This is a genomic window from Pseudoalteromonas sp. C2R02 (assembly GCF_018860845.1).
Taxonomy (GTDB): domain Bacteria; phylum Pseudomonadota; class Gammaproteobacteria; order Enterobacterales; family Alteromonadaceae; genus Pseudoalteromonas.
In genome coordinates this window covers 1-24,129 of the sequence record NZ_JAHKQC010000040.1, presented here as the reverse complement: position 1 = coordinate 24,129, position 24,129 = coordinate 1, and the positions used below count along the sequence as shown (strand labels likewise).

18 protein-coding genes are annotated in these 24,129 nt (G+C 36.8%); 9 read left to right on the top strand and 9 right to left on the bottom strand.

Annotated elements, in window-relative coordinates; all coding sequences use genetic code 11:
* Positions 1–7: 7 nt before the first annotated feature.
* The 7 genes from ybeD to rsfS all read right to left on the bottom strand — a co-directional run bounded on the left by ybeD (position 8) and on the right by rsfS (position 6,360).
* Positions 8–286, bottom strand: a complete 279-nt coding sequence (gene ybeD / locus KO527_RS18140) for a DUF493 family protein YbeD (protein WP_042146051.1) — start codon at positions 284–286, stop codon at positions 8–10.
* A 277-nt stretch (positions 287–563) separates the two neighbouring features.
* Positions 564–1,748 carry a serine hydrolase gene (locus KO527_RS18135; RefSeq protein ID WP_216041686.1) on the bottom strand — a complete coding sequence of 395 codons (1,185 nt, stop codon included), beginning with the start codon at positions 1,746–1,748 and terminating at the stop codon, positions 564–566.
* 56 nt (positions 1,749–1,804) lie between these two features.
* Entirely contained in the window at positions 1,805–2,566 is a 762-nt protein-coding gene (locus KO527_RS18130; protein WP_216041685.1) for a septal ring lytic transglycosylase RlpA family protein, read from the bottom strand.
* Complete coding sequence (gene rodA / locus KO527_RS18125) at positions 2,563–3,672, bottom strand: rod shape-determining protein RodA (protein ID WP_216041684.1); 1,110 nt, start codon at positions 3,670–3,672, stop codon at positions 2,563–2,565. The genes KO527_RS18130 and rodA overlap by 4 nt, the downstream gene beginning before the upstream one ends.
* Positions 3,669–5,561 carry a penicillin-binding protein 2 gene (mrdA, locus tag KO527_RS18120; RefSeq protein WP_216041683.1) on the bottom strand — a complete coding sequence of 631 codons (1,893 nt, stop codon included), beginning with the start codon at positions 5,559–5,561 and terminating at the stop codon, positions 3,669–3,671. The genes rodA and mrdA overlap by 4 nt, the downstream gene beginning before the upstream one ends.
* Before the next feature lie 9 nt (positions 5,562–5,570).
* Positions 5,571–6,041: a 23S rRNA (pseudouridine(1915)-N(3))-methyltransferase RlmH gene (rlmH, locus tag KO527_RS18115; protein WP_042146040.1), complete on the bottom strand. Its 471-nt coding sequence runs from the start codon at positions 6,039–6,041 to the stop codon at positions 5,571–5,573.
* A gap of 1 nt (position 6,042) precedes the next feature.
* The gene (gene rsfS / locus KO527_RS18110) at positions 6,043–6,360 is read right to left on the bottom strand and encodes a ribosome silencing factor (RefSeq protein ID WP_042146038.1); all 318 of its coding nucleotides are present in this window, start codon (positions 6,358–6,360) and stop codon (positions 6,043–6,045) included.
* Between the two features lie 490 nt (positions 6,361–6,850).
* Between rsfS and KO527_RS18105 the strand changes: the two genes are divergently transcribed.
* From KO527_RS18105 to KO527_RS18095, 3 genes are all read left to right on the top strand, one after another.
* Entirely contained in the window at positions 6,851–10,006 is a 3,156-nt protein-coding gene (locus tag KO527_RS18105; RefSeq protein WP_216041682.1) for a glycosyl hydrolase family 18 protein, read from the top strand.
* A gap of 69 nt (positions 10,007–10,075) precedes the next feature.
* A complete protein-coding gene (locus KO527_RS18100) occupies positions 10,076–11,665 on the top strand; it encodes a lytic polysaccharide monooxygenase (protein WP_216041681.1) in 1,590 nt (529 codons plus the stop codon).
* A gap of 35 nt (positions 11,666–11,700) precedes the next feature.
* Positions 11,701–14,325: a glycosyl hydrolase family 18 protein gene (locus KO527_RS18095; RefSeq protein ID WP_216041680.1), complete on the top strand. Its 2,625-nt coding sequence runs from the start codon at positions 11,701–11,703 to the stop codon at positions 14,323–14,325.
* A 78-nt stretch (positions 14,326–14,403) separates the two neighbouring features.
* Here the strand turns inward: KO527_RS18095 and sstT are convergent, their stop codons facing one another.
* On the bottom strand, positions 14,404–15,609 hold the full coding sequence (sstT, locus tag KO527_RS18090; protein WP_216041679.1) for a serine/threonine transporter SstT: 1,206 nt from the start codon (positions 15,607–15,609) through the stop codon (positions 14,404–14,406).
* 335 nt (positions 15,610–15,944) lie between these two features.
* Between sstT and KO527_RS18085 the strand changes: the two genes are divergently transcribed.
* Positions 15,945–19,073 (top strand): efflux RND transporter permease subunit, encoded by a 3,129-nt coding sequence (locus tag KO527_RS18085; protein WP_216041678.1) that lies wholly within the window; start codon positions 15,945–15,947, stop codon positions 19,071–19,073.
* Positions 19,074–19,081: 8 nt separating this feature from the next.
* Positions 19,082–20,134 carry an efflux RND transporter periplasmic adaptor subunit gene (locus KO527_RS18080; protein ID WP_216041677.1) on the top strand — a complete coding sequence of 351 codons (1,053 nt, stop codon included), beginning with the start codon at positions 19,082–19,084 and terminating at the stop codon, positions 20,132–20,134.
* Positions 20,135–20,215: 81 nt separating this feature from the next.
* Here the strand turns inward: KO527_RS18080 and KO527_RS18075 are convergent, their stop codons facing one another.
* On the bottom strand, positions 20,216–20,494 hold the full coding sequence (locus tag KO527_RS18075) for a hypothetical protein (RefSeq protein ID WP_216041676.1): 279 nt from the start codon (positions 20,492–20,494) through the stop codon (positions 20,216–20,218).
* Positions 20,495–20,973: 479 nt separating this feature from the next.
* Between KO527_RS18075 and KO527_RS18070 the strand changes: the two genes are divergently transcribed.
* From KO527_RS18070 to rlmM, 4 genes are read left to right on the top strand one after another with little or no spacing between them, the layout of a single operon-like run.
* Positions 20,974–21,867, top strand: coding sequence for a transcriptional regulator GcvA (locus tag KO527_RS18070; protein ID WP_042146024.1), 894 nt, complete (start codon positions 20,974–20,976; stop codon positions 21,865–21,867).
* Between the two features lie 10 nt (positions 21,868–21,877).
* A complete protein-coding gene (locus KO527_RS18065) occupies positions 21,878–22,528 on the top strand; it encodes an alpha/beta family hydrolase (protein ID WP_216041675.1) in 651 nt (216 codons plus the stop codon).
* Complete coding sequence (locus tag KO527_RS18060; protein WP_216041674.1) at positions 22,525–22,896, top strand: DUF423 domain-containing protein; 372 nt, start codon at positions 22,525–22,527, stop codon at positions 22,894–22,896. Before KO527_RS18065 ends, KO527_RS18060 begins: the two co-directional genes overlap by 4 nt.
* A gap of 13 nt (positions 22,897–22,909) precedes the next feature.
* On the top strand, positions 22,910–24,028 hold the full coding sequence (rlmM, locus tag KO527_RS18055; RefSeq protein WP_216041673.1) for a 23S rRNA (cytidine(2498)-2'-O)-methyltransferase RlmM: 1,119 nt from the start codon (positions 22,910–22,912) through the stop codon (positions 24,026–24,028).
* Positions 24,029–24,129: the final 101 nt, after the last annotated feature.

Here is a 24,129-nt window from a genome sequence, read left to right as displayed (position 1 = left end):
ATAGCGCTTATAGTACGTAACGCACGTCTTCTATATTGCCAATCACAGTATAAAGCTGTTCGATATGCTCTTTACTTGTCACGGTTGTTGCAATGCTAACTGATTCGTAAGTGCCTTTACTGCTAGGTTTGCTTGTAGGTGCAAAATCACCTGGTGCATACTCTTGCAATACAGCAATGATTTGATCTGTTAAGTTTGTGTTTGCCAAACCCATGATACGAAAAGTAAGTTGACATGGAAATTCTAAAAGTTCATCAAATTTAGTATCTTTAACTGGTTTAACCACAATAATTCACCTTAATATTCTTTGTTCAAGCGCATTACAGTTCAAATGATTTGTTATGTGTTCAACAGCCTTAAGCCTTTGATGAGCAGATAATAAAAGGAACTGAATGTTAAAAAGGTCGGCATTTTAACATTAATCAGCTAAAAACGCTTATTAATATTCTAAATTTAAAGATTAATAAAGCTGTTAGGGTTTTATATTATAGGTGCGGGGTGTCTATAATAAAAAAAGCCTCATTAATTAATGAGGCTTTTCAATATCTTTTTACTTGTACAGCTTAGTTTGTAAGTTGTAAACGTAAGTAGTCATATACTTTACTAAAGAAACTACCTTCTTCAATTTCTTCTAAAGTAACAAGTGGATACTGAGCAATATCTTCACCTTCAAGCTGTAAGAATAAAGTGCCTACAGGAGTACCCTTAGCTATCGGTGCTTTTAATTCAGTATCTAACTTAAAGTTTGCTTTTAAGTTTTTGCGCTGACCACGTGGGATCGTGATAGGTGTATCTTGCAAAATACCTAAAGAAACTTCTTCTTTATCGCCCATCCAAATGCGTTGTTTAGCAAAGCTATCGCCTGCTTTATAAGGTGTAATTGTTTCAAAAAATCTAAAGCCATAGTTTAGTAGTTTTTTACTTTCGACTTTACGTGCTCGCTCGCTTTTAGTACCCATAACAACTGTAATTAAACGCATGTCGCCTTTAGTTGCTGAAGTTACTAAGCTATAACCTGCTTCACTTGTATGGCCTGTTTTTATACCATCAACATTTAGGCTATTATCCCAAAGAAGTGAGTTACGGTTAAATTGCTTTATACCATTAAAAGTAAATGATTTCTCTGCATATAAAGCATATTCTTCTGGAACATCACGTATTAATGCAGCACCTAAAGTAGCCATATCTTTTGGCGTAGTGTAATGCTCATTAGTATCTAAGCCATGGCTATTGATGAAATGAGAGTTAGTCATACCAAGTTGTTTAGCATGTGCATTCATTAAATCCGCAAACGCACTTTCGCTACCTGCGATATGTTCTGCCATAGCGACACAGGCATCATTACCTGATTGAATAATAATACCGCGGTTTAAATCTTCTACTGAAATTTCTTTGCCTACTTCAATAAACATTTTTGAAGAGTCAGGGAAATTTTTAGCCCACGCATTTTCACTTACGGTAACCATGTCAGTTAAAGCGATATTGCCGTTTTTAACTTCTGAGCCGATTACATAGCTAGTCATCATTTTTGTCAGGCTTGCAGGTGCTAGTTTGGTATCGCCGTCGCCTTGCGCAATTACTTTACCTGTGGTGAAGTCTACTAAATAATAACCTTTTGCATTTATTTGAGGTACAGAAGGGATGATTTGAGCTGTCGCGCTAAATGATGTCCCTACTGTGGCAATAACTGCCGCAGAGCAAACAATTTTGCTGAGTTTTTTTAATAATGTCATTTTTATTTGTTTCATATTGCTAATTAGTTACTTTTTAATGAGTTAAAGTGACGCGCTGAAAGAGCATTATCCTAAAGCTTGTCTTGAGAGTAAAGTAAGAACGCTTGTTTATGTGAATTTTGTTTTAAACTATTTAATACTTCTTGGGCTTTTGATTGATCTTTTATAGGACCTAAATGAAGTCGATAAATTCCATTTACTTGGCTTATTTTATGATTTAATTTGTAATTATTGGAAAGAGTTACCGCAAGTGATTGAACATTAACGAGATTTGATGCTGCTAATACCTGAATATAAGTTTTAGGTATTTTGGCGTCGTCAGGTAACAATGCCTTTATTTTTACATTTCCAGTACCTGATTGATAAATACCAAGTTTGTATGCGGCAGAATAAGATAAATCAATTAATCTATTATCGTGAAATGGGCCACGATCATTAACTTTAACTATTGCTGTTTTACCATTTTTTATATTGGTTACTTCAACAAAGCTAGGTAAAGGTAATGTTTTATGTGCGGCTGTCATATCAAACATATCATAAACTTCACCATTAGAAGTTAGGTGCCCATGAAATTTACGACCATACCAAGATGCAACACCAGATGCTTTATAGCCTTTTTCTGACAGCATAGGATAATAACGCTTTCCCCTGATACTATAAGGGCGTTTTGCAGCCGAGCTTTTATCTACTTGTACAACTTGTGCATCTAATTGTTCTAGCAAAGTCGGTTTTCTAAGCGGGGCAGAATCATGGCGCATTTCATAACGACTAGAACTACAGCCTAAAATCATCAGAATTAAAAGTAGTGAAATACTTTTGTTAATCAGGTTCATGTATGCACCAATATACGTTTATGGGTTGCGATTGACATTATCATGCCAAACCCTGCTAGTAATGTAACCATTGAAGTGCCGCCATAACTAATTAATGGTAAAGGTACGCCCACTACCGGTAATAATCCTGAAACCATGCCTATATTTACAAATAAATAAACAAAAAAAGTGAGTGTTAAACTGCCTGCTAAAAGTTTACCAAATGCGTCTTGTGCATTAACAGCTATAAATAAACCACGTGCTATGATAAATAAATACGCTGCAAGCAGTAATGTAACTCCTACTAAGCCAAACTCTTCACTGAGCACTGAAAATATAAAATCAGTATGTCGTTCTGGTAAAAACTCTAATTGAGATTGCGTACCATGCAACCAGCCTTTTCCTTCCAATCCACCAGAGCCAATCGCTATTTTTGATTGAATAATATGATAACCAGCACCTAAAGGGTCACTTTCAGGGTTAAATAAAGTGAGCACTCTTTGTTTTTGATAAGCGTGCATACCATAAGTCCACAACGGCCAGGCACTAATAGCACCTACTGCAGCCAAACCACCTATTAGGCGCCAACTAACTCCGGCTAAAAACAATACAAATATGCCTGAACTAGCCACCAAAAGAGAAGTACCTAGATCTGGTTGGCGCTGAATTAAAATAGTTGGTAGCATCACTAAAATAAAACCAACAAATAAATGCTTCATTTTTGGTGGTAAGTGATACTTACCTATATACCAAGCAACCATCATAGGTACCATTAATTTCATTATTTCTGAAGGTTGAATACGCGTAATACCAATACTTAACCAACGTTGTGAGCCATTAATTGTAATCCCTGCGACTAATACAGCAACAAGTAAAACAAGACCAATACAATAAAATGGGATTACAAACCTTTGCAATGTAGAGGGAGGAATTTGTGCTAAAACCAACATGATAATCAGCGCAACGCCCATTCGTTTTAATTGGCGATATACAATTGGCATTTCTTGACCGCCGGCACTAAATACAATTAATAAACTGGCTCCTAACAAAACAAGCAAAGCAAGTAGCAAAGGTAAATCAATATGCAATTTATCCCAAAGAGTGGCGCGATGTTTTAGTGGGTTCATGGGTTGCCTGCTAAATCTTTTGCTTTATTTGCAAAGTAATAATCCATTACTTTTCTTGCCATAGGTGCACCAACACTACTACCGCCACCAGTATTCTCTACAGTGATCGCGATAACTATTTCAGGGTCATCAAAAGGTGCAAAACCAACATACATGGCATTGTCTCTATGTTTTTCTTTTAGTTTTTTTTCATCATACTTTTCGCCTTGGGCGATTTTTACAACTTGGGCTGTACCAGTCTTGCCTGCTGGGTCGTAATCAACCCCTTTAAATGCTTTGTGCGCTGTACCAGTCGTCTTTTTAACCGTATTGTGCATTGCGATTAATGCAACATCCCAATAATGCGGATCTTTTAATACAATAGGTTCTTTTTCATCATTATTAATTAAATTTACTGTGCTACCTTGTTTAGTGACAGACACTAAATGTGGTGGGTTATGAATGCCTTTATTTGCTAATATATTAATTGAATTGACAATTTGAATTTGTGTTGCTGACCAATATCCTTGACCGATACCTACAGAAATTGTATCGCCTACATACCAACCTTCTTTATATCGCTCTTTTTTCCACTCAACTGTAGGTAAAATAGCACTGGTTTCTTCATAAATATCAATGCCTGATTTTTCACCGAAGCCAAACTTAGCCATAAAATCACTTATTTTAGTAATACCTAATCGGTAGGCAATATCATAAAAAAAAGTATCACAAGATTCTTCTATCGCTTTATAAATACCTACCTTATAACCATCTTCTTTTGTGCCATGCCCCCAAGATTTCCAATCTCGCCATTTATGTTTAACATTAGGTATTTGAAAAAATCCTGGGTCATGAATTTTTGTCGTTTCGGTGATAATACCTTCATTTAAACCTAATATTGCAAATAATGGCTTAACTGTAGAAGCTGGAGCGTATCGCCCCTGTGTTGCACGGTTAATAAGTGGTCTATCTGGATTGAGTAGTGCTTTGTAATTTTTGCTGCTAATGCCATGGACAAATAAATTTGGATCGTAGCTAGGGTTTGAATACATAGCTAATACACCACCATCTTTAGCATCTAAAATTGTAATCGCTCCACGCATGCCTTTTAATGCTTCCTGGGCGGCTTGTTGTAACCCTATATCCATGGTTAAAACAAGATCATCACCTGGTATTGGTGGTGTAAAGCTTAAAGTGCGTAATACACGACCACGATTATTGATTTCTATTTTTTGTGAACCCACAGTGCCGTGTAATGTATCTTCGTAGAATTTTTCTATTCCAAGTTTGCCAATATCTCTGGTTGCACGGTAGTTTTTGGTTTTATTTTCGGAATCTAATTTGAGTAATTCTTTTTTGCCTATTTTTGCAACGTACCCTAAAGCATGGGTTAAAGTATCACCATAAGGGTAGTGGCGCGCTAAGCGGGCTTCAATACTAAAACCTGGAAACTTATGCTGATTAACAGAAAATAGCGCTACTTCTTTTTCGCTTAATCTAGATTTTAGAATTTGGCTTTTAAAACGGCGGTTATGTTTTAGATCATTTAAAAAGTTGGTTTGTTGTTGTTCACTAATCGCGAGTAATTTAGCTAATTCTTCTAATGACTTATCTAAATCTTTGATATTTTCTGAAATACCTTCAAGACTGTAAACAGGTTTGTTTTCAGCTAAAATTACGCCATTACGGTCATAAATAATGCCACGATTTGGTGCGACAGGAACAATTTTTATACGGTTATCGTTAGAGCGTGTTTGATACGTATCGTGTGAGGTGACTTGTAATTGATAAACATTGATAAAAAGAATCGCGACTAGAACAAGTACAAAAACAAAAGCGATAAAGGCCCTACGTGCAAATAAATTTGCTTCAAAGGAGTGATCTCGAATGGTAGTTGGGCCTTTAAACATCTAAAAGTGCTACTCTCTGTGATAAGGGTGATTTGTATTTAAGCTCCAACCTCGATACAGGCTTTCAGCTAAAATAATTCGCACTAATGGATGAGGTAAAGTGAGATTTGACAATGACCACTTTTGCTCTGAAGCTGCAATACACTGCGGTGCTAACCCCTCTGGTCCACCAACTAATAAACTGACATCTCGGCCATCTAGTTGCCATTTTGTCATATTTTTTGCGAGTTTATGCGTATCCCAAGGTTGACCTGTTACTTCTAGCGTAACAATGCGATTACCTTTAGGTACAGCTGCAAGGGTTTTTTCACCCTCTATATGCAAAATACGCTTAATATCTGCGTTTTTTCCACGTTTACCTGCAGGGATCTCTATTAACTCTAGCGCCATATCCTTAGGAAAACGACGCTGATACTCTTTGAAGCCGGTTTCAACCCAGCTTGGCATTTTAGTACCGACTGCAACGAGCTGTATTTTCATACTAGCCCCAAAGTTTTTCTAGTTGATAAAAGTCTCTGCTTTGCTCTTGCATTACATGAACAATAACTTCGCCTAAATCAACAATCACCCACTCGCCGCTATCTCGGCCTTCAAAACCTAAAGGGTCAATACCTGCTTTTTTAGCTTCTTTATTCACGTTATCAGCAATTGATAAAACATGACGTTTAGAGTTACCAGAACAAACAATCATGTAATCAGTAATGCTTGATTTACCGATAACATCAAGTTTAACAATATCTCTGGCTTTCATATCATCAATTTTATCAAAGGCAAAATCTAATAATTCAGTTGTTTGCAAAATATATACTCACTATTTAAAAAAGGTTTAACATTTAATCTAATAGATCATTTTATCATGCTAGTAGCAGATAAGTAACAGCTTAATTAAATCATTATCAATTAGGATTTAAATATTTTTATTTTAAGTTCTATATAACATGTTTTTTTGTCTTATTTCATTTTGTTATATCTATTGAGGGAAGTTATTTCCACTTTATTCTGTTCCGTAAGTTTATGTATTATATGGTTAAATAATTGTTAACTAGTGATTTGGTTGTAGTAATATTTATCCGTTATAGCATGCCTATTAAACATCGATTATCATATTTATTTACACGTTACTTATTTTTGTTTTGTTGTAGATTGTTGTTTTTTAATGAGTTGTGCTGGGTGTTATTGATTTTTATTTTAGTACCTTTATTCTTGACGAATGTAAAAACTATGTTACCTTTATGTTGTCATGTGTTTGTAATGAAAATAAGTTAATTAAAATAATAACGGAGGTGACAATGAAACCTGTTAAAAATATAAAAAATATATTAGCGCTTAGTGCTGTATCACTGGCGATAGTCAGTGTTCAAGCTCAAGCTGCAACAGTTGACTGTACGAGTTTAGAAACTTGGCAACCGAATACTGCGTATACAGAAGGACAGTTAGTTCAACTTGAGAATCAAGCTTTTGAATCTCAGTGGTGGAATAAGTCTAATCCTTTAGAAAAATCTGGACCTTGGCAAGAATGGAAAAAAACGGGCGATTGTGACAGCGGTGTCATTGTTAATGTACCTCCTATTGTTTCTTGGAATAGCCCTATAAGTGGAAGTTCTTTTGTTGAAAATGACAGCGTTGTCTTTGATCTTTCGGCATCTGACGAAGACGGTACCGTTGCTCAAGTAGAAGTATTTATTGATGGTGTTAAATTAGCTAGCTTAGCGAATAACCCATACACCTATAATTGGACTGCAGTTAAAGGCGAATATTCACTCACTGCAATTGCTTATGATGATAAAGGTGAACAAACTCAAAGTAATTCAGTTTTAATTTCTGTTACTGCAAAAGATCAGCCACCAGTTAATAAAGCGCCAGTTGCAACCTTAATGGCAACGATCCCAAGTAAAGTATTAATTGGCGATACAATTAACTTTGAATTTTCAGCAACAGATAGTGATGGCCAAATTGCTTCTTTAGAATTATTAGAAGGCAATAGTGTAGTTAGTACAATTTCTTCAGCAAGTGGTAGTTATTTATGGACGGCTTCAGCTTTAGGTGCTGTACAATTTTCGGTTAAAGCAACTGATGATAAAGGTGCGACAGATTTAAGTAATGTAATTAATGTTTCTGTAGTGGATGGTCAAGTTGATAATGGTGCAGACGCATGTCGCCCTGAAGGTTTATATCAAACACCTGGTGTAAATACGCCATATTGTACTATTTATGATGCTGATGGTCGTGAGTTAATGGGGGCAGATCACCCAAGACGTGTAATCGGTTATTTCACTAGTTGGCGAAATGGCGCAAACAACCAACCTAGTTATTTAGTAAATGATATTCCTTGGGATAAAATTACCCATATTAACTATGCTTTTGCACATGTTGATAGCAATCAAAAAGTGTCAATTGGCGATCCTAATTCACCTAACAATCCAGCAACAAATATGGAATGGCCTGGTGTTGCAGGTGCAGAGCTGGATCCTAGTTTACCTTATAAAGGTCACTTCAACTTATTAAATAAATATAAAAAATTATACCCTGATGTTAAAACTCTTGTGTCTGTAGGTGGGTGGGCTGAAACAGGTGGCCATTTTGGTGACAATGGACGAATTGCTGATGGTGGTTTTTATACATTAACGACCAATGCTGATGGCAGCGTAAATCATGCTGGTATTGCAGCATTTAGTGCAAGTGCTGTTGAGTTTATTGAAAAGTATGGCTTTGATGGTGTTGATATAGATTATGAGTACCCTTCATCTATGGCTGATGCAGGTCATCCGGATGATTTTGAAATATCTAATGCACGTCGTGCAGGTTTAAATGCTTCTTATCAAGTATTAATGAAATCATTACGTGAGTCACTTGATAAAGCCGGTGAAGCTGCGGGCAAACATTACATGCTAACAATTGCTTCGCCATCTTCTGGTTACTTATTACGTGGTATGGAAACATTTCAAGCTACGCAATATTTAGATTATGTCAATATCATGTCTTATGACTTGCATGGCGCTTGGAACTCTCATGTTGGTCATAACGCTTCGCTCTATGATACAGGTTTAGATTCTGAGCTTAAAGTGTGGGATGTATATGGCACAAAAGAGTTTGAAGGCATAGGTTATTTAAATACAGATTGGGCAGTTAAGTACTTTAGAGGTGGATTATCAGCAGGTCGAATCAATATTGGTTTACCTTATTATACGCGTGGTTTTAAAGATGTAACGGGTGGAACTAATGGTCTGTGGGGTCAAGCAAAACTGCCTGATCAAGCTAGTTGTCCTAAAGGTACAGGTAAAGGAGATAAAAACTTCTGTGGTAATGGTGCCGTTGGTATAGATAACCTTTGGCATGATACTGAGAATGATCGTGAAGTACCTGCTGGTAGCAATCCGCTTTGGCATACTAAAAACTTAGAAAAAGGAATTGTTGGCAGCTATTTAACAGCATATGGTTTAGATCCAGTAACAGATCCTGAAGATAAGTTCACAGGCACATATACACGTCATTACGACAGTGTTGCTGTAGCACCTTGGTTATGGAATGACACTAAAAAAGTATTTATCTCTACTGAAGATGAAGAGTCTATGGCGACTAAGGTTGACTATGTCATTAATAATGGCTTAGGTGGCGTGATGTTCTGGGAGCTAGCTGGTGATTTTGATTTTGATGCAGCTAAAGGTGAGTACTTCATGGGTTCAACTATGACAACGCTTGCCTATGATAAGTTTAATCAAAGTGGTGTGCCTTATGGCATAGATAAAGGTAATAGTACTTTTGTTAAGCCTGCTGAAATGGTTGATGTGAGCTTCGTTGCTAAAGATTTCCCTGAAGGTGATAAAAACTATCCTATCAGCCCAACATTTGCATTTATTAATAACTCAGCAATTGACTTTAGTGGTGCAAAAATATCGTTTGATGTGCCAGTGTCCACTTCGGCAATTTTCAAATCTAACTGGAGTGCCACTAAAAAACTCAAAATGGCGATTGATGCTAATGCTTCAAATGCAGCAGGAAATAATATTGGTGGCTTTGAAAATGAATTCCATAGATTTTCAATTACATTAACAAATGAATGGGGTGGTGCGGCTGAATCATTTGCTGTAGGTGAAACTGTTAATGCTCAGGTTATGTACTACATGCCAATTAGCGGACCAGTTAACTTCGTAATTGAAAAAGATGGCAAGTCATTCGCTTTTAAATCTGAATACCCTAATTTACCTGAAGCAACTACCGGTGGTACAGGTGGTGGCGATGGTGGCGGCACAGGTACTGGGTGTGAAGGTGTTGATGTAGCAACTTTACCTATCTATCCAGATTTCCCACAAAAAGATTGGGCTGGTAATCCAAGTCATGCTAATCAAGGCGATATGATGGTTCACAGTAGTGCTGTTTACAAAGCTAAATGGTGGACAAGTTCAGAGCCAGGTAGTGCTGACTGGGAAAAAGTCTGCGCACTTTAATCTAACTACTTCTTTTAAGTAAATATCAATATGAGCAAAGAGAGTGATCTCTTTGCTTAGGAGATAACTATGTTTAAAAATCACCAAAAGAGTAAATTATCAGTGCTTAGCCTTGCATTAAGTACTGCTTTACTTGGTAGTTCAATAGAAGTAAATGCCCATGGCTATATGGATAGCCCAAAAGCAAGGCAAGCCATTTGTGAAGAGCAGCAAGGGTATTGGTGGCCAGAAGATGGTTCAAATATTCCTAATGCAGCATGTCGTGCAGCATATTTAGATTCAGGCCATGTTCAATTTATTCAAGAGCATGAATTTGCCGTTAATACGCGAGATTATAATAACCAAGCAGCAGTTGAAGCTAATATTCCTGATGGTACTTTATGTGCTGCAGGTGACGTGAATAAAAAAGGCATGAACTTAACATCAGCGCATTGGCAAAGAACGGATGTGATTCCAAATGCTAATGGTGATATTAAAGTACGTTTTAGAGCGACAACACCCCATAACCCCAGCTTTTGGCAGTTTTACTTAAGTAATGAAACCTATGATGCGACACAAGCACTCAATTGGTCTGATCTTACTTTAGTGCAATCAATAGGTAATGTTGATTTTATTAAAGACAGTGATGGTAAGCGTTTTTATGAAATGAATGTAAATCTACCTGTAGATCGTGTTGGTGAAGCAATCCTTTATACTCGCTGGCAACGTGAAGATGTGGTAGGAGAAGGCTTTTATAACTGTAGTGACATTACAATAAAGCGTGATGATGTTCAGCCTGATACTTGGTTTGACGCCGGCTTTTATGTAAAGCAGGGTCAAACAGCTAAAGTTGGCGAAACAGTTACATTTAGAGTCTTTAATGCCAGTGGTCAAGAGCTTGTTAATCAACAATTAGCGATTACTCAAAATAATGTATCAAATTGGCAAACCAACTTTGCACAATCGCTTAATCTTGATTACAGCAATTTAGTTGCTATCGGCATTAAAAATCCTACTGGTGATATTGTTTTTGATGAGCAAAATATCTTAAGCAATAGTGTATTTGTAACAAATAAAGATCATACCTTTGCTGTTTCTATTAAAGCTGCACCCGTAAATACAGCGCCGATCGTTCATGATATTGCGGATATAAATATTGATGAATTAGCAAGTGTTCAAATTCATGTGCATGCATTTGATGATGAACAAACTGCGCTTGAGTTTACTTGGTCTGTTCCAAGTGAAATCAGTTATACAGGCAGTGATGCAAACATTGTAATTACAGCACCTTCCGTTGAACTTAATACTGACTACCCAATAAGTGTATCTGTTTCAGATGGCAAGCTTACAACAACAAAATCTTTTGTCGTAAGTGTAAATAATCTAGTAATCGATCCAACTGAACCCCCGTGGACTAGCACTAAAGCGTATTCTGCTGGCGATAAAGTAGTGTTTGAAGGCAAAGTTTATGAAGCTAAATGGTGGAATAAAAACCAAAAGCCAAATAATAGCAATGCTTGGAAGTTAGCGACACCGAGTGACGGTGGTGTTGCAATATGGAATGCACAAAATGACTACGCTGGTGGCACTATCGTATCTCATAACACAATTCAATATAAAGCTAAGTGGTGGACTAAGGGTGAAGAGCCTGGCGTCAATGCTGTTTGGCAAAAGCAATAACTATCGATTTAATTAAATAAAAAGAAGAGGAAATTATGTATAAAAAATTACTCACTGCCTGTGCTGTATCGGCAATACTGTCATCTTGGCAAGTTACAGCTGCTCCAGCTGCACCAAGCATAGATTGGACACCACAAGATTATTCTTTTGTTGAAGTAAATCTAGAGTCAAATGGCTCTTATAAAGATTTAGTGAAAGCAAAAGATGTCGTAGACATTAGCATCAAATGGAACTCTTGGAGTGGTACTGGTGGCGATAGCTATAAAGTATTATTTGATGGTGTTGTTGTAAATGAAGGTGCATTAGCAGCTGGTACTAAAAGTGGTGTGATCACTTTCCCATACGATAAATCAGGTCGTCATGACTTAACTATTCAATTATGTGACTCAACGGGGTGTGCAACAAGTGCAATTAAGCCAATTGTGATTGCAGATACTGATGGTGGTCATTTAGCACCATTAGATATGAATATTGATCCTAATAATAAGCAATACCCTAAACAAATAGATAATGTAGTGGGTGCTTACTTTGTTGAATGGGGTATCTATGGTCGTAAATACGATGTTACTCAGATCCCTGTAGATAACTTAACTCACTTATTATATGGATTTATTCCAATTTGTGGTCCAAACGAATCATTAAAAGAAATCGAAAATGGAAATAGCTGGCGTGCGTTGCAAAAAGCATGTGGTGGATCTGCTGATTATGAAGTCGTGATCCACGACCCATGGGCAGCTGTTCAAAAAGCGCTACCAGGTATTGATGCAAAAGATCCAATTCGCGGTACTTATGCGCAGTTAATGGCATTAAAACAACGAAATCCGGATTTGAAAATTTTACCTTCAGTGGGTGGTTGGACGTTATCAGACCCATTCTATGGATTTACAGAAAAAGCTAACCGAGATGTATTTGTTGCATCGATGGAAAAATTCCTAAGAACATGGAAGTTCTATGATGGTGTTGATATTGATTGGGAATTCCCTGGTGGTGACGGTGCTTCTGCTAACTTAGGCGATCCGATTAATGATGGCCCTGCGTATATTGCATTAATGCAAGAGCTTCGCACTATGTTAAATGGCTTAGAAGCTGAGACAGGTCGTAAATATGAACTTACTTCTGCAATAGGTTCTGGCTATGACAAAATTGAAGATGTTGATTATGCAGCTGCTGCGCAGTACATGGATTACATTTTTGCCATGACATATGACTTCTTTGGTGGCTGGAACAATGTAACTGGACACCAAACTGGCCTTAATTGTGGTAGTCATATCAGTGCGGGTGAGTGTGATGGCACAGGTGTTGATGCTGATGGTAAACCACGTAAAGGACCTGCTTATACAATTACTAATGCCGTTGATTTATTACTTGCTCAAGGTGTTGCTGCTAAGCAAATCGTTGTAGGTACTGCTATGTATGGTCGTGGTTGGGAAGGTGTTTTCCCTGCAAACGCAACGGATATGGATAATCCTATGACTGCGCCAGGTAATGGTAAGTTAAAAGGTTCTACAACTGAAGGTGTTTGGGAAGCAGGTGTTATTGATTATAAAGGCATCGCAAACTATAAAGTAGGGTCAGCAGGTACAGGTGTTAATGGTTTTGAAGTGGGTTATGACGAAGTGGCAGAAGCTGCTTATGTTTGGAATCGAACTTCTGGCCAATTAATTACTTATGATAGCCCACGTTCAGTAATCGCTAAAGGTCAATATGTGACTAATAGTGGTTTAGGCGGTTTATTTGCATGGGAAATTGATGCTGATAACGGTGATATTCTTAATGCAATGCATGAAGGTTTGGCGGGTGGTCCAACGGATCCAGTCAATAAAAAGCCTGTTGTTACTTTAGGTGCTAGTTTTAGTGTTAATGCGGGTGACACCTTAGCAATTTCAGCAACAGCTACAGATGCTGATAATGATGTACTAACTTATAGTTGGTCTGTTGATGCAGCATTAAATGCAACAGGTACAGATTCAACTTCAATCAGCATCACAGCACCAAATGTAACTTCGACAACTGATTACCCAATATCTATCAGTGTGTCAGATGGCACTGCTATCGTAACAAAATCAGCTGTTGTTACTGTCGTTGCACCAACAACTGGAAATACAGCACCTGTTGTATCGCCAATTAGTAATGTTACTTTGGAAGAAAATACACAAGTAAATGTGTCAGTTTCAGCAACTGATGCGGATAACGATGCTTTAACTTACACGTGGAATGTACCTGCTGGTTTAGTTGTATCAGGAACCGGTTCTAGTGTGACTTTAACAGCAGATGAAGTAACTTCAGATACAAATTACACTGTATCTGTTGATGTTTCAGATGGCACTGCTGTTGTATCACAAAGCTTTACTGTTTCAGTAACAAACAAAGCAGGTGGCGGTGATACGACATGGAGCAGCACTAAAATATATAACACAGGTGATACTGTCGTATTTAATGGTGTGACATATAAAGCAAAATGGTGGACGCAAGGTAATCAACCAGATCTTGGTGGTCCATGGGAAGAAGTGATCCCTGATGATGGTCAAGTTCGCGCTTGGCGCTCAGACTTAGTTTATAACAGCGGCGATAAAGTAACGCATAGTGGCGCTCAATATAGTGCTGGCTGGTGGACTAAAAATGAAGAACCTGGAACAGCGTCAGTATGGCGTAAGCTTTAGGAAATAGTTAGATGAATCCTTAAAGCAAAAGAGCAGCTAATTAGCTGCTCTTTTTATTTTGTACCACACGTTATTTTATTATTCTTTTGTAGCGTGATGAGAAGCCGCTGCAGAGAATACAACATCAGTAGAGCTATTTAACGCAGTTTCTGCTGAATCTTGGATCACACCAATAATAAAGCCAATCGCAACTACTTGCATTGCAATATCAGTATCTATACCAAATAAGCTACAAGCTAGAGGTATTAATAATAAAGAACCGCCTGCAACACCTGATGCACCACAAGCAGATACAGATGCAATCACACTTAATAAAATAGCAGTCGCAATATCAACTTCAATATTTAACGTATTAGCAGCAGCTAAAGTCAGTACAGTAATTGTAATTGCAGCACCGGCCATATTAATCGTAGCGCCTAGTGGAATTGATAAAGAGTAAGTATCTTCATGTAAATCTAGTCTTTTACATAAAGCCATATTTACAGGAATGTTTGCAGCTGAACTTCTTGTAAAGAAAGCAGTAATACCTGAATCTTTTAAACAAGTTAATACTAATGGGTATGGGTTTTTACGTGTCACGATATATACAATTAAAGGATTAACAATTAGCGCAATAATTAGCATAGAGCTTACTAATACAAATACTAAATGGCTAAACTCAGCTAATGCAGAAAAACCAGTTGTTGCAATTGTATTGGCAACTAAACCAAATATACCTAAAGGTGCAAACTTAATAACTGTTTTAACGATACTAGAAACTGCATCAGCTAAGTCATGAACCATTATTTTAGATGACTCACTGGCACGTTTTAATGCAAAACCTAACCCTAATCCCCAAGCTAAAATACCAATAAAGTTACCCGTAGCTACGGCATTAATTGGATTATCTACTACTTTAAAAGCGAGTGTTGTTAAGACTTCAGATAAGCCTTGCGGTGGGTTTGCTGTTGCGCCTGCTAAATCAAGCGTCAGTTGAGTTGGAAATAAAAAGCTCATTACAACAGCTACAAATGCAGCGCTTAATGTACCAATTAAATAAAGACCGACAATAGGCTTTAAATTAGCGTCGCTATCTACTTTTTGATTCGCGATTGAAGAGGCTACCAATACTAATACTAATATAGGCGCAACGGCTTTTAATGCGCTAACAAATAAACCACCTAACATAGAGAATGATTTAGCGGTTTCGGGTGATGCAACAGCCAAAAGACAGCCCAAAATAATAGCGACTATAATTTGACTAACCAGACTGGTTGATTGTAATTTTTTTAAAAAAGCTGTCATAACAGACCTTAATTATTATTATATTTCAATATTAGGTCAGGTTTTTACCACCTAAGCGCGCACTGTGTCCAGTAGTTATTAAAAACCCAGAGTTAAAGTTATTTTACCATCAAACTTATCTTGCCTTTTTGTTTAGTCATCGAAAATAAATTTTATTCTCTTATTCGAAGCCCAGATTAAATATTGTTGCTCAAGATTTCGAGCTGTAACAAGGTGTTTCAAAATTCGTTTCTAACGTGAAATTATTGCTGTTTAACGAAAGTTCACTAGAGGAACGCTGTACAAAGCTTATAATAAAATTAGGGAATCAACTGGCTAAAATTGAGAATAAAAAAATGAACTTAACGCGTTCGGCCTTAAAAAATCCTGCCGCTATTATCGTAATAGTCGCTTTAGTGATGGTTTTTGGCGTCATAAGTGTTTTTAAATTACCACTGCAACTCACCCCAGATATAGAGCAACCTCAAATTACCATTTCAACTGGTTGGCGAAGTGCTGCACCCTCTGAAATGGAATCGGTGATAATAGAACCTATAGAAAACGTCGTTAAAAATACCCAAGGTGTTACTAAAGTAACAACTAATATTCAACGTGGTTTTGGCAATATTTCACTAACATTTGATGTCGGTGCCGATATGCAAAAAGCTATGTTAGATGTGATTAATAATCTAAACCAAGCTCCTCCATTACCATTAGATGCGATAGAGCCTGTAATTTCAGCTGGTGGCGGCCGAGGCGGCCCCAATACTGCATCATTAATGATAAAAACTTTACCTTCAAATCCGGCTCAAGATTTAGGTCAATATCAAAAGTTGATTGAAGATGTAGTAAAACCACGATTTGCTCGTATCCCTGGTATGGGCCAAGTTAATTTAGCTAGCCATAGACCAAGAGAGCTTAGAATTACCTTTGATGCGTTAAGAGCAGCCTCCCTAGGGCTAAGCATTACTGATATTAGTTCAACCATTGCCAGAGCCAGTGACGTATCAGGTGGTATTGCCAATGTTGGTCGCCGTCAATATACGGTTCGTTTTTCTGGTCAGTACAATATTGGTAATTTAACCGATATGATCATAGGTTATAGTGGCGAACGTCCTATTTATTTAAAAGATGTAGCAACAGTTGAAAATACCTTAGTCGATAAATTTGCTTTTAATTTAAGAAATGGCCAGCCTTCATATTACTTCACTTTAAAACGCCAAAATGATGCAAATACAGTTGCCTTATTGGATGAAATTAATATCGCAATAAAAGAGCTCAATGCTGGCCCTATGGCGGCAGCGGGTTTAACCATAGATCTAAGTTTTGATGCCTCTGTGCATATTCGAAACGCCCTAGAACTAGTACAAAATAATTTAGGTCTAGGTGTGCTTTTGGCATTGATTATTCTTTGGTTATTTTTAAGGGGTATAAAAACAACTTTAATTATTGCTATGACAATACCTGTTTCGCTTATGGTGTCGTTTGCAGCATTAAGTATTTTTGATCGTAGCTTAAATGTAATTTCTTTAGCTGGCTTAGCTTTCTCTGTGGGTTTGGTACTTGATGCCGCCATTATTGTCCAAGAAAATATCGTAAGGCTTAGAAGTCAGGGGTTAGATACATCGAAAGCTGTAATGCGTGGCGCGCTTCAAGTGACAGGCGCTTTATTTGCCTCAACAGCAACCAGTGTAGCGATATTTTTACCGATCTTGTTTATGGCTGGTATTGAAGGTCAGTTATTTTCTGATTTAGCCCTTACTTTATCTATCGCGGTAATAGCATCATTTGTATCAGCTGTGACTGTTTTACCTATTGCGAGTAAGTATTGGCTAAATAGCAAAGAAGAAATAGATCCTTATAAAGCTTATTGGCAAAAACTGACAAGCTTTGTAATGAAAGTTACCAATACAACAGCTAAACGCTTTTCTTGGATAGCAATCTTATTAGGTGGTTCTGTTGTGGCAAGTGTCATGTTAATGCCAAAAACAGATTTTATGCCAAGGGCACCTACAGATGGTTTTTTTATGAGTTTTAATATGCCACCGGGTGGCAATGTGGAATCTATTGAAAAAGAAACTGCTTCTTTAGTAAAAGAACGTTTAGCACCTTATATATCGGGTGAACAAGAGCCTAAGATTAAAAGTTATAACTTCTTCTCTTACGGTGCTGGCGCAACCGGTGGTTTTATCTATTCTGATGATCCAAGGCGGGTAGAAGAGCTTATGGATGTTATTAGAAATAAAGTGCTTGCAGGATTACCTGATACACAAATATTTTTATTTAGAGGCTCTATGATCAATGTCTCGGGCTCAGGTAATGGCCGTACAATAGATATTGATATTAATGGTTCTGATATTGAAAGCTTAATGTCAGTAGCACAAACAGGTATAGATGCCATTAATGAAAATATGTCTGGCACAACCGCTTTTCCTATTCCAAGCTTAAATCTTGCTGAGCCTGAGCTTAATTTAATACCCAATGATCAAAGGATCACCCAAGCTGGGCTCACAAGAAGAGATGTAGCAAATGCAGTGAGAGCTTATACCAGTGGTTTATTTATTAGTGAATACTTTGATGGTAACGATAGGGTTAATGTGATTTTACGCGGTGAAAAATGGAAGACTCCCGATGAGCTTGCATCATTCCCTATTTATTCGCCGTTAGCGGGTGTTCAAACAATTGGTGAATTAACAACTTTAACGAGAACAGCAGGTCCAACACAGCTTAGGAGGGTTGATGGTAAACGTACTATTAGTTTACAAGTATCGCCGCCGGCTGATATGTCATTAGAAGAAGCACTAGTGATGATCAACGAAAAAATCATTCCAAAAATGAATGAAAACTTACCAAATGATGCTTCAATTCTATTAAGTGGCAATGCAAATAAAATGGCTAATGCAATTAATGATATGTTGCAGAATTTTGCTTTAGCTTTATTGATTTTGTTTTTATTAATGACAGCTTTATTTAAGTCTGCAAAAGATAGTTTGTTAGTACTTTTGGTAATGCCTTTAGCGGTTGCTGGTGGGGTAATTGGTCTATATATATTAAATCTATTTACTTATCAGTCACTAGATTTATTAACTATGATAGGTTTCATTATTTTACTTGGCCTAGTAGTTAATAATGCCATTTTATTAGTAGATCAAACACGGGAAGCGCAAAAGCAAGGTTTATCTCGTACAGATGCAGTCGCACAAGCTGTGAGTATTCGTGCAAGACCAGTATACATGAGTACATTAACTAGCTTATTTGGCATGTTGCCACTTATGTTAATGCCAGGTGTTGGTAGTGAAATATACCGCGGGTTAGCTACCGTTATTGTTGGCGGTATGAGTATTAGTGCAATTTTCACCTTATTATTATTCCCTTGTTTATTACAGTTAGGGAAAAACTCATCGAGTTCAAATCAAGATAGCTCAGTAAATAAATCAGATAATAAAGTTGCGGATTTAAATTCGTTACATCAACAGGCTAGCTAGGAGTCAGTATGTTTACCAAAAAATTAGTTAAAGGGTTACTAGCCAGTAGTATAGCGTTATTAGCTATTTCTACAAACGCACAAGATAAGCCTGCAAGCCCTGTAAAATTAGATACAGTAACAAGTATTTCATTACCAGCAACGACAGATTTAATGGGCACTTTGCATAGTCGCTCTCATATTCAGATCACAGCTGGGATCAATGGTCGTTTAGAATGGCTTGCTGAGCCTGGTACGCATGTAAATACCGGAGATACTTTAGTCAAAATGGATTTATTGCCATTAAAATTAAAGCTTGCAGAGCAAAAAGCACAAATTAAGCGTGCAAACATCAATTTGGCTTATCTTAAAAATGAATGGGATAGACTGCAAAAACTACGTAAAACAAATTCGACATCACAATTTCAATTAGATCAAACCCGATCTCAATATGAATTAGCGCAAACCGATATTGAAATTGCACAATTAAAATTACAGCAAATTGAAGATCAAATTAATCGTGCAACAGTAATAGCACCATTTGAAGGTGTCATTACGCAAAGGCTTACACGTGCGGGCACAGATGTGAGCAGAAGTGATACTTTGCTTAAATTACTTGATACAGAAAACTTAGAAGTACGCGTTTTTGTACCAATAAAATATTTAGCGTATATCAGTAAAGGCAATCTTTTAAAAATATTCGCAAACGGTAAAGAAATAGAAGCACCAATTATAGCAAAAATTCCAAGTGCAGATCCTCGCTCACAAACATTTGAGGTGAGAATTAAGATCCCACAAGAGATAAATAATTATTGGGCAGCGGGGCAGCTAGTCACTGTGACAGTACCAACTCAAAATAACTTGGCAAAATTAACAGTTCATAGAGATGCATTAATTTTAAGAAAAGATGGCACTTATGTGATAAAAGTCGACAATGAGAACAAAGCACATAAATTGTTAGTAAAAGTGGGGTTAGGCAGTTTAGAGCGTGTTGCAATACAAGGTGACTTGATTGAAGGTGATAAAGTAGCTGTTAGAGGTGCTGAACGGTTAACAGATGGTCAGCTTGTTGTGGTGAACTGATACTAATTAGAATCGCATTTTAAAAAGGAAGCTTAGCTTCCTTTTTTCATTTTGGTTGGCTGATAAATGCAAATAATTCATTTATTCAGATAGATCTGTTGCTTTAATACCTGTATTTGGTTGCGTTACTGTATTTTTTGCTAATGCCCATTGCGTATTAACCTTTTCCAATGTTAATTTAGGTGCAAAAGATTGCGCATTAAATGAATCGTTTAGTTGCACTGCAATAACGTTTTTAATTTGAGTTGTTACTTCATTTTTTAACTGTGCTTTTATTTCACTTTGCGTTTGTGCTGCAAAAACATTTGCACTAAATAAAGTGATTGCGAGTATTGCGATGCTAGCTGTTAAATTTTTCATAATATACCTCGGTATTGAATAGAAATAGTTATGCAGGTTGAGGGCATAAATATATTCAAAGTTAAAATCAATTTTAAATTCTTACCTTCAGTTCCTTTGGTTGTAAGGTGTTCCTTAAGGTCGGGGAAATAATAACCGTTTGGTTTGTAATTTAAAAACGATCATTTATAATGCGAATAGATTAGAAAAACTAATGAATACTCAAGTGACCTCAAAATACAGAATTCAGCATTTAACAGGGACTTAATATCAAGGCGCAGCTTTGCAGAAATGGCTATTCCCTTTTAATAAGTTGGAACGCAGAGAGTAAGTTCCTGTTGAATGCCTAAAAGGTTGGTTTAAAAACGATTAATACTGCGTTATTGATTTTGAAAAGGGAGTAACCATTCTCAGCTATCAATGCCTTGTCTAAATCGTTTTTAATTCCAACTGAAACTCGTATTTTGAGGTCGCTTGAGTATCACTGTCATGAGGTTGTCATGTCTAGAAGGTTACCCCCATTAAATGCGTTAAAGGCATTTGAAGCTGCGGCACGAAACCTCAGTTTTACAAAAGCAGCAGATGAGTTATTTGTAACGCAAGCTGCTGTTAGTCATCAAATAAAAACCTTAGAAGAACACTTAGGTTTAAAGTTATTTCTACGTAAAAATCGCTCTCTATTATTGACCGAAGAAGGTCAAGGTTACTTTTTAGATATTCGTGATATTTTCACTCAATTAATTGATGCGACAGAAAAGCTATTAGCGCGTGGTGCTAAGGGTTCTTTAACTGTAAGTTTAACTCCTAGTTTTGCTATTCAATGGTTAGTACCTAGGCTTAATTTATTTAATGAAGCGCATCCTGATATTGATGTAAGGATCAAAGCGCAAGATCAAGATGAAAACTCGTTAACCGATGATGTTGATGTTGCTATTTATTATGGCAGGGGTAATTGGAGCGGCATAGAGACTCATAAGTTACACACTGAGTATATGGTGCCATTATGTAGCCCTATGCTGTTAAATAGTTCAATCCCTATGAATACCCCAGCAGATTTGCAAAAACATGTACTTTTACATGATATGACACGTAGGAATTGGAAAACCTGGATGAAAACAGCAGGTGTACGAGATATCAAAGTGAATCAAGGTCCGATCTTTAGTCATTCATCTATGGTTTTACAAGCGGCTGTTCATGGTCAAGGTGTTGCTTTAGGTAACAGTGTATTAGCTAAACCAGATATTGATGCAGGCCGTTTAGTGATACCTTTTAGTCATTATCTAGAAAGTAAAAATGCATTTTATTTGGTTTTTAGAGAGTCGCAATCAGAGCTCGGTAAAATCGTGTCTTTTAAAGATTGGATGTTAGATTTAGTAGCACAAGAACAAAATTAGGAAAGTTTTAATGATTCAATGGTACAAAGCAGATAATGCAAAAGCACAGTTTATATTTGCACACGGTGCCGGTGCAGGTATGGATTCTGAATTTATGCAAAAAATGGCACAAATGCTGTCTGAAAAACAAATAAGCGTAGGTTTATTTAATTTTGAATATATGCAAAAAATAAAAGCAGAAGGTAAAAGAAGGCCGCCAGAGCGTGCAGATAAGTTATTAGCTTATTTTGATAAAGTATTAGCTCAAGCCGTTAAAGAAAGTGAATTACCTTTGTTTGTAGGCGGTAAGTCTATGGGTGGGAGAATGGCATCAATGATAGTCAGCGATGAAGCTTATTTATCACATGAAGCAATATCTGCTGTTAAAGGTATAATTGCATTTGGTTACCCTTTTCACCCACCTGGTAAACCCGAAAAATTAAGAACGGCCCATTTTCTTAATTTAAATTGCCCATTAAGGGTTATTCAAGGACAAAGAGATACCTTTGGTACTGAAGCTGAGGTGTCGGCTATGGATTTATGCGATAATGTACAGCTAAATTGGATTCCAGATGGTGATCATTCTTTGGTTCCAAGAAAAAAGTCGGGTTTTACACAAGAGCAAAACTGGGCAAGTGCTGCAGATAATGCAGTTAGCTTTATTGAAGAGCTATTATCATGATTAAAGTATATCTAATGTTAGGTGGTATTTTTGCTACGTTAAGTGTGATTTTAGGTGCGTTTGCTGCACATGGTTTAAAAAGTAAAATTTCAGAGCAAGCAATTGTGACTTTTCAAACTGGTGTGACTTATCAGATGTATCATGCTTTAGCTTTGATTTTATTTGCAATTGTTGCCAAACAAGGAGTGCCACTTAATTGGGGTTCAGGTTTTTTGGTTGCAGGCATATTGCTTTTTAGTGGTAGTTTATATGCTTTAGCGCTAACTGGCGTTAAATGGTTTGGCCCAATAACACCATTAGGTGGATTATGTTTTATAATTGGTTGGGTTTTATTTGTTGTTCAGATTTATCGTTATTTCGAAGTTTAGGGTTTAATTTTTAATGAATTGTATTGTTATTTACTGTCGTATTGGTTTTGAAAGTGATGCCGCAGCTGAGATCACGCATCAAGCAGCACAGCAAAATGTCGCTGGTTTTGTAAAAACCAAACCACAAAGTGGGTTTGTTATTTTTCAGTGTTTTGAAGAAGGTCATGCTGATAAAATAATTAAAAATGTACCATTTACACAAATGGTGTTTGCGAGACAGTGGTTTGCAGCAACTTTAGTTGAAAACATGCCGGATGAAGATCGTGTAACGCCGCTTGTTGAAGCCACAGAGCAGTTTGCTGCTGACATTAAACTTTGCAGTGAATTACGTGTTGAAACCCCAGATACGAATGAAGGCAAAGAATTACTGAGATTCTGTAAAAAACTATCTGTGCCTTTAAAACATAAACTCATCAAAAAGAATCGTTTAATAGATGATAAAAAAGGCGCTATAAGCAATTCAGCTAAAAAACGCCCTATAATGCATGTATTGCTTTTATCAAGCTCAGTTGCTTATGTTGGTTATTCTCATACGAATAATAACTCTGCATTCTTTATGGGGATTCCTAGGTTAAAAATGCCAGGTGCAGCGCCAAGTCGCTCTACTTTAAAATTAGATGAAGCATTTATATTTTTTGTTCCTGATGATGAAAAAGAAGCGCGTATCAAACCAAGCATGAATGCAGTTGATTTAGGTGCTTGTCCTGGTGGTTGGACATATCAATTAGTACGTAGAGGTATGTTTGTTCAAGCAATTGATAATGGTCCTATGGCTGAGTCATTAATGGATACAGGCCAAGTACGCCACTTTACTGAAGATGGCTTTAAGTTTCGCCCAGAGAAAAAGAATATAGATTGGTTAGTATGTGACATGGTAGAAAAACCATCTAAAGTTACTAGGCTGATGTTAGATTGGGTTGTGAACGGTTATGTAACAGAACTTATCTTTAACTTAAAATTACCAATGAAAAAACGCTTTGATAGCGTATATGAAAATTTAAGTTTAATTCGAACTGAACTTAAAAAATATGGCATTGAATATAAATTGCAGGCAAAACATTTATACCATGACCGTGAAGAAATCACAGTAAACCTACAAGTAACAGATATACCAAAACATCTAAAACGATAAACACAAATAAAAAGGGGTCGGAGTGAATTAAATTTAATTCACTCCGACCCCTTTTTATTTCTTATGATAATGAACTGAAATATATAGTTTTTTTATTTTAA